This is a genomic window from Nonomuraea recticatena (genome assembly GCF_039533245.1).
Classification (GTDB): domain Bacteria; phylum Actinomycetota; class Actinomycetes; order Streptosporangiales; family Streptosporangiaceae; genus Nonomuraea; species Nonomuraea roseola.
The window spans coordinates 1-1,265 of sequence record NZ_BAAATE010000113.1 but is presented as its reverse complement, the minus strand read 5'-3'; the positions used below and the strand labels follow the sequence as shown (position 1 = coordinate 1,265).

At 69.2% G+C, this 1,265-nt stretch carries 2 protein-coding genes; both read right to left on the bottom strand.

Annotation, left to right across the window (positions count from 1 at the left end; translation table 11 throughout):
• Nucleotides 1-132: 132 nt before the first annotated feature.
• Nucleotides 133-546, bottom strand: a complete 414-nt coding sequence (locus tag ABFX50_RS50585; protein ID WP_310283806.1) for a hypothetical protein — start codon at nucleotides 544-546, stop codon at nucleotides 133-135.
• A gap of 9 nt (nucleotides 547-555) precedes the next feature.
• On the bottom strand, nucleotides 556-1,265 hold a 710-nt coding region (locus ABFX50_RS50580), incomplete at its 5' end, for an adenine nucleotide alpha hydrolase family protein (protein ID WP_346158445.1).

Genomic DNA, 1,265 nt, shown 5'->3' with positions numbered 1-1,265 from the left:
GCCCCCACACGAGGGTGGTGACCGCCCCGGCGGGAGCGGGAGTGGAGCGGCGGCGCCGCTTGTGGCGGCACGGTTCACAGATGGACCCGGAGGCGATGATGCGGTCGCAGCGGGTGCACAAGCGGGAGGCCATCAGCCGGCGATCCTCATCCGCTTGCGGGCATCCTCGGCGGTCCGCTCGGACCGCTTGGCGGCGACCTCGTCGACCTTGATCTCCCACAGCAGCAGCCGCATCGCCTTCGGGGTGAGGCCGAGCCGGTCCTCCATCGCAGTCACCTGCGCGTGCAGGCCCGCCGAGGCCTCGGGCTGCTCGGCTTCGACCATGGCCCGGCAGTACCGGCCGACCATGCGGTAGGAACGCTGCTGCTCCCACATTGCGGCCTGCGGGAGCTTCCACAGCTCCCGCCACGCTTTCTTCTCCTGGGGGGTCGCTTCGATATCGAGCGGCCACGGCGGTGTCTTCCCTTCACGGGAGGCCGGGAGCTGCTGGATGCCGCGCGCTTTCGGTGTGTGCCGGACCGGGTCCAGGCTCGGAGGATTCGGCATCAGGCCTCCTCACACGCCGCAGTAGCCTTCACATTCGTTGCCCCACAAGTCGGTCTCGATCGGCGATCCGAGCACGAGCGGGAGGGGCTTGCGGGAGTGGTGTACGAACATCGGGTCGGGGCGGGCACGCAGGCGTTCGTCGAAGTCGACGGCGTCGGCCCACTCGCCGGGAGCCTCGGAGGCCATGCGCCGGAACTCGCCGGCGGACTTGAACGGGCACGCGATGCACGAGGAGCGGGGAACATCGGTGAGGCCCTGCTCGGCGAGGAACTCGACGCAGTGCGCCCGCGTCCACTTGAGGTCGATGAGCGGGTAGACGTGCTCGATGTAGGCGACTGGGGAGGGCTTGAGCCGGTACGTCTCCTCATAGGAGATGCCCAACCACATCTCGACGGTGAGCCCGTGCAGCGGCCCGGCAAGTTCACGGACCCGGCGGCGGATCGGCTTGATCTTCCAGTCCATCGTGCACTGCTGGCGCATGACCACCGGCTTGTCGCCGTGGTAGCCGTAGACGGGCATCGGCACGAAGTCGTCCTCGACCGCGGTGCCGCGGAGCGCCCCGGCGGTGACCCGCTCGAACCGGATCCCGGCATCGGTCGCGATGCGCTCCAGGCGGTCGACGTTGTCGTAGACGACCTTGCGTTCCCACTGGGTGTCGGCGAAGACCACGAGGTCGAGCTTCGGGAGTTCGCCGCGGGCGGAGAGCACGAGCAGCGCTG